A 5,660-nucleotide genomic window follows, 5' to 3' on the forward strand; every position below is an offset into this window, starting at 1 on the left:
TCAGATATGTTATGAATCCCTAAAAGTGTAACAATTACTTGATGCTCTAAAATACCTGTTTATACTGATTATTAATACAGGTATAAAGTAATAGTTATGATCGTACTGAAATCCACATCTGACTTTGAGATAGAAAGCGTTAAATACCCTAACTTCCCTTTACTAACTTGGGAGACTGATAATCCAGAACTAGGCATTGAATCAGGTATGCTTTGTGTAGAGGCGATGCAGTTCTTGATCTATGAGTGCTTAAAACGAGGTCGAGTGAATAGTGAAAACACTTGGTGGACGTATGGCAATCATCTAGCTCAATTCCTGACATTCTGTGAGCAGAACGGTTTGGATTGGCGAGACATTTCAGAAAGCAGTGAAGATGAAATGTTAGTTAGTGCTTATCGTGACCTTTGTGTTGGCGAGTTTGGTATGACAATCAATTCAACCAATCAACATCTACGAACGCTAGTACGTTTCTACTCTTATGGTGTTGGTAAATGGTTTAAGTCATTACCGTACTCTCTTGAATCCGTTTCAGTGAATAAAGGACAGCAGTTTCTAGCTCATACCGAAAGAAATGGTGGTAAGAAGTACAGCTCTGATTTGATGATGAAAACCTTTGAAAAAAAAGCTCAGTTTTTGTCAGCTATTGAAGTGCAAGAGCTTTTATCTGCGATTGAAAATCCAACCTTGAAGCTGATGGTTCGTTTATGCCTACAGACAGGTATTAGACGTAAAGAGCTGTTGCTGTTCCCCTTGCATGTAATACGAAAACCTACAGGCAACCGAGCTTATTACGAGGTTAATATCTCACGAACCAAAGGCGAGAAAGAGCGCAAGATACACATCCCGACACGATTAATGGAAGAGTTGTGGCGTTATGTCAATGAGGCGCGATTTCAGAAACAGCAAGAGTCAGGTGTGGTATCAGATTGCTTGTTTTTAACGTCTGATGGTCAAGAGTGGGCTTCTCAAGGTTCTGCTTTTGGAAAGGCTCTCAAGTCGCTCAATTTACCCTTTCACGTATCTCCACACATGCTAAGACATACTTACGCAACGCACATGCTGAAAGGAATGTTGGAGCATAAAAGCAGTAAGTTTGAACCCTTGATGTACCTACAAGCTCGACTTGGACATTCAAGTATCACAACCACGATGAAGTATTTGCACCTGGTTAATGATTTAGTCGATGACTTTTCGATTGAGTATCAGCAACAAATTGATGCGATTGCGTAGGTAACGTATGGCGAGACAACGAAAAAATCTGACCGTTAACAAAGAAAAGCTTAAGAAAACCTCTGTCGTTGAACCAACAATCGACGCGACTCAAAGCCAAGAGATTGTCCGACCAATCAACCCTGTAGTGAACTATCCAAACCTCGGTTCAAAAGGTGGTAATGGTCGTAATTTCGATTTCAGCCCGCACTACGGCAAGGGCTATGACGACATTACCAACCGAGCGTACTACACCGCAAAAGCACTGCTGAAAAATACCGATGCTTTTACTGAGCAAACTCAAAGAAGTTATTTATATAATGGTTTTGCCTGTTTTGCTGAGTACCTTGAGCTATTTAGGCATTCAGCGAGTGAGGACTTAACGCAAGCGGATATTACACCCGAATTGATTGAACAGTATGTGCTGCATCTCAAAGGCAGTGAGTTAGGTTATACCGGCCAAAAATCGGTTTACAGCAAAGGAAAATCATTCCTGATACGCATGAAAGAAAGGGGGTATTGGCCTGCCATTGGAGACATCAACTTAAATGCTAAGTTCTTCCCTAAGAACCCATTTTCTCACTCAAACAAGCGTGTAAAGGGCGAAAAGGCGCTGACTCCTCATGAAAAAAGGCAGGTGGTGGTGGCGTTAAAACAAGCGATTAAGCCGATTTATCAAAAAACTGAACCACTGACAAGCTATGAGTTAACACTGTGCTTATTGGCTGTGGGAATTCAAACAGGTATCAATACCTCACCGCTTCTCAATATGACCACAGAGGCATTGAGTGACCACCCACTCAAAGACAACCGAAAACTGTTAACCGTATTTAAAAAGCGAGGCAATGCTACGCAGTTGCACAACTTGCGTAAGTCAGAAAGTCTTGAGGTGGTGCAAGGGGTTAAGCTTGATGTGGCCTATCTGATTGAAATCCTTATTAAGCGCAACGCGATAATACGAGAAACTACCAAAACGGATTTAGTATTTGTCTATAAAAGTAAGTGCGGTGGCACAGGCACAAAAAATGGCACGTCCACATCCTTGTCAGATAGAATCGTTGTGTACAACATCAAAAAATTCATTAAGGAATACGACCTAAAAGATGAAGATGGCCGCACGATGAGGCTCAATGTGAGTCGTTTTCGAAAGACGTTCATTAATGGCATGTACGAGCTAAGTGGTGAGAGTTTGTTGATTGCCGCACAGCAAGCCAAGCAAAGCGGAACAGGAACGCTTGACCACTATTTGCACGCGCCTGAGCAATCAAAACGCAACTTAGGGTTAATGGGCGAGATACGAGTCAAGGAGCTAACGAGTGCAGAGCCAAGCGTCCCAGTGGGCCACTGTAAAGACCCAAAGAATGGCGATAGAGCCCCGAAAGATGGTACGTTTTGTAATGACTTTTTGGGGTGTTTTCGCTGCAAGAGTTTCGTCATTACAGGGGATGATTTATATAAGCTCTTTAGCTTTTATTGGGCAATTGTTCGCAACCGTGATGAATTTGGTCGTAAGGACTGGAAACGCCATTTAAGGAACGTGCTCAGAATTGTGGATGAAGACGTAGTACCTGAGTTTGCAAGGTTGGGTCAGTTGCAGCGAGTTGAAACAGAAAAGGAACGTGCAAGAGCCAATCCGCACCTCTATTGGCAAAATCTTGATATGTTGAAGGTGACACAATGAGTTCCATTGAATTAATACTGACGCAAGCAGAGTTCGCCACTCAGCAATGCCCCAAACCAAGTAACAATACACTTGAGCAAGCCATTGATGGTACGTTAACGGGGATTGTCACCTATCTTAAACTCGCCAATGGTGTGTATCAAACACTCTCCCGCTATGAAGACGATGAATGGGTGTTTCCATCCAGTATAGGTACAAAGGCAACGGTAGCAAATCAGTTAAAACTGAATTTTGCCAGAATTTCAAATGTTCAAATGAAACGCATGGCGAAGTGGGTGATATGGAACAAAATGAAGTCGGATTTGGCGGTTAGCTCTCTACGAAAGACTTTGAATGATTTGAGCACCTACTTCCAATGGGTGTTGAGCAGTGATACCACAGCGGTACACGGACTTACCGCGTTTACGTCCAATGCGTATGTGAAGTATGTCAACACCCTCACTTCAAAGCAAAAGGGTGAAGTAAAGCCGTTGTCATCAGACACTAAAGCGCAAAAATTTTTCGTCTTAGAAGACCTGTATCGGTATTGCGAAGCGTTTGATTTTGTCAAAGCGCATCCGTGGGTTGAATCAAGTGCCAGTGAGCAAGCCGGATTTATTGGTGAGACTTTAAAAGAGGCAAGAACTAAAGCCAAAACGCCCATCATTCCTGATGAGGTTCTCATGCCACTGTGCCAGTTTACCAAGTCATACCTAGACAGAGCCGATGAAATTCTGGCAACAGCAAAAAATAAAGAATCACTGCTACTCAGAGATAGTTGCATCTTCTGGTTACTGCTTACGACAGGTATGCGTATTCATGAAGTGCTAGGCATTAAGCGTGGGGCGTATCGCAGCGAAACAAGAGAGGATGCCACCTATTACTACATCGAAACCGAATCCAAGAAAACACACACAGGATTAGCAGAGTGGATTGCACCAGAAATTGCGACAAAAGCAATTGATATTCTGTCTTGCCTGAGTGCGCCACTTCAAGCGCAAGTTGAGCGTGACATCGATAAGGCAAAAGCAAACAACGACCATAAAGAAGTGTATCGACTGCAAGAAATTTCAAACCACGTTTGTCTAACGAAAAACCGACTGAATAAAAACGCAATCACCTTACTCTCTGGAGTAGCCATTACAGAGCATAGGTTGCCTAACCTATGCAAGCAGATAGGGAGTGACTGGAATCTATCATCGCATCAATTCAGACGCTCCTTCGCGAACTATGCGGTACATTCAGAGCTAGGTGATTTAAGAGCATTGAAAGACCACTTCAAGCACTGGTCTATCACCATGACCGCTTTGTATGCCTTTAATGATGATTTAGATGCCGAACTATTTGAAGGGCTGCTCCGAGAAAAGTATCTGGTTGAAGAAGAAATCAAACAAGATTGGTTTGAGTTAGATACCCCCATTACAGGTGGTGCGATGGCGCAAAACATTAAAAGGGTGCGTGAAGACGGTGAGTTAATTAAAACCTTTGGCTCTCGCAGTGAGATGGCTAAAGCCTACTCTAGCTCAATTCCCATCCGCTCAACAGGTATTGGATGGTGTACGAATGATGATGAATGCAAGTGCGGTAAGCCAGATAGTTGTGAAAGCGGTATCGTAGATGAACGACACTTGCCGTATTGGGAAGGAATGTTGGTTCAACAAATGAAATTAATGCAGTTGGATGATATTGGAGGGGCGGGTCGTGCTGCGGCTGAAAAAGGCATGGAGCGTTGTGAAAAGGTTTTGGCTTCGCTAGGTATTGATGTTGAAGCCATGAAGCAAGAGATTAATCAGAGAGCCGATATCGAGGTGATAAATGTCTAATCCAAAAGAGAAAGCAACACACAAGCAGGTTCGACTTGCCATTATTCGCATAGAAAAAGGCCGTCCTAATATTATTTCCGATCACCGTGTCGATTGGCACCCTAATAGATCCACCCATTTGCGGCGTATTGGATCCACTTAAAACCGTCTTTTTTGTCCTCAAACAGAGTGATTATTTCTTGCTTTGTGCTCCTCGTCCAGTCTGATTATTGTTCTCTCGTAATTTGCGGTAACTTTCGCCTTCCAGAACCAGTCGATAGGCGTTGTGTCTGAGTCGATCGAGTGTCGCCGCGCCGAGCAGTTTATTTGGGAAGGCTTGTCCCCATTCACTGAAGTCTAGGTTGCTGGTGATGATTGTCGATTTCTGTTCATACCGTTCATCAATTAAGTCGTGTAAGTCTTCATCATGAGGGGATTTGAGTGGCTTTAAACCGAAGTCATCGATGATGAGCAAGTCTACTTTAGCTAACGTCTGGAAGCGTTTCTCATAGGTGTTCGTGGCTCTCGCTGCATGCAAGTTCGCAAGCAGTTTTGCCTGAGTAAAGAACAACACGTCAATCCCTTTTTGTACCGCACAGTGACCAATAGCCTGAGCAAGATGGCTTTTACCGGTGCCGCACGGCCCCGCGATAAGCACTGCTACATGTTCGTCAATGAACCGGCAATCCGCCAGTTCGTTGATATAAGCGCGGTTCAGATTAGGATTGGCATTCAGATCGAAGTTTTCCAGTGTTTTATTACCTCTGAAGCCTGCACGACGAAGACGTGTGGTATATTTTTTCTGGTCACGTCTGGCGACTTCATCTTGTACCATTAAGGCCAAGAAGTCAGGATAACTGAGTTGGTGGTCAATGGCTTCACGGTTACGTATTGCCAGAGAGTCTGTCATCCCAGACAGGCGTAGCTGTTTCAGTAGTGGCGTGAGTTCGGGGATCGGATTAATCATCGTTTTTTCCTTTTTCTAATGA

Annotated in this window: 4 protein-coding genes; 3 read left to right on the forward strand and 1 reads right to left on the reverse strand. The window is 43.6% G+C overall.

Features of this window, described 5'->3' with window-relative positions; all coding sequences use genetic code 11:
- Window positions 1-96 precede the first annotated feature (96 nt).
- The 3 genes from BIZ39_RS20010 to BIZ39_RS20020 are packed head-to-tail and all read left to right on the forward strand — an operon-like array spanning window position 97 to window position 4,692.
- Entirely contained in the window at window positions 97-1,230 is a 1,134-nt protein-coding gene (locus BIZ39_RS20010; protein WP_187447851.1) for a tyrosine-type recombinase/integrase, read from the forward strand.
- Between the two features lie 7 nt (window positions 1,231-1,237).
- The gene (locus BIZ39_RS20015; protein WP_187447852.1) at window positions 1,238-2,890 is read left to right on the forward strand and encodes a hypothetical protein; all 1,653 of its coding nucleotides are present in this window, start codon (window positions 1,238-1,240) and stop codon (window positions 2,888-2,890) included.
- Window positions 2,887-4,692: a tyrosine-type recombinase/integrase gene (locus tag BIZ39_RS20020; protein ID WP_187447853.1), complete on the forward strand. Its 1,806-nt coding sequence runs from the start codon at window positions 2,887-2,889 to the stop codon at window positions 4,690-4,692. The genes BIZ39_RS20015 and BIZ39_RS20020 overlap by 4 nt, the downstream gene beginning before the upstream one ends.
- A 172-nt stretch (window positions 4,693-4,864) precedes the next feature.
- Here the strand turns inward: BIZ39_RS20020 and istB are convergent, their stop codons facing one another.
- Window positions 4,865-5,638, reverse strand: coding sequence for an IS21-like element helper ATPase IstB (gene istB / locus BIZ39_RS20025; protein ID WP_222936716.1), 774 nt, complete (start codon window positions 5,636-5,638; stop codon window positions 4,865-4,867).
- Window positions 5,639-5,660: the final 22 nt, after the last annotated feature.

The organism is Alteromonas sp. BZK5 (assembly GCF_014349115.1).
Classification (GTDB): domain Bacteria; phylum Pseudomonadota; class Gammaproteobacteria; order Enterobacterales; family Alteromonadaceae; genus Alteromonas; species Alteromonas macleodii.

Bases quoted from the DNA above. Each gene is read 5' to 3' on its own strand.
- BIZ39_RS20010 (WP_187447851.1), top strand. From the start codon at position 97: ATGATCGTACTGAAATCCACATCTGACTTTGAGATAGAAAGCGTTAAA.
- BIZ39_RS20015 (WP_187447852.1), top strand. From the start codon at position 1,238: ATGGCGAGACAACGAAAAAATCTGACCGTTAACAAAGAAAAGCTTAAG.
- BIZ39_RS20020 (WP_187447853.1), top strand. From the start codon at position 2,887: ATGAGTTCCATTGAATTAATACTGACGCAAGCAGAGTTCGCCACTCAG.
- istB (WP_222936716.1), bottom strand. From the start codon at position 5,638: ATGATTAATCCGATCCCCGAACTCACGCCACTACTGAAACAGCTACGC.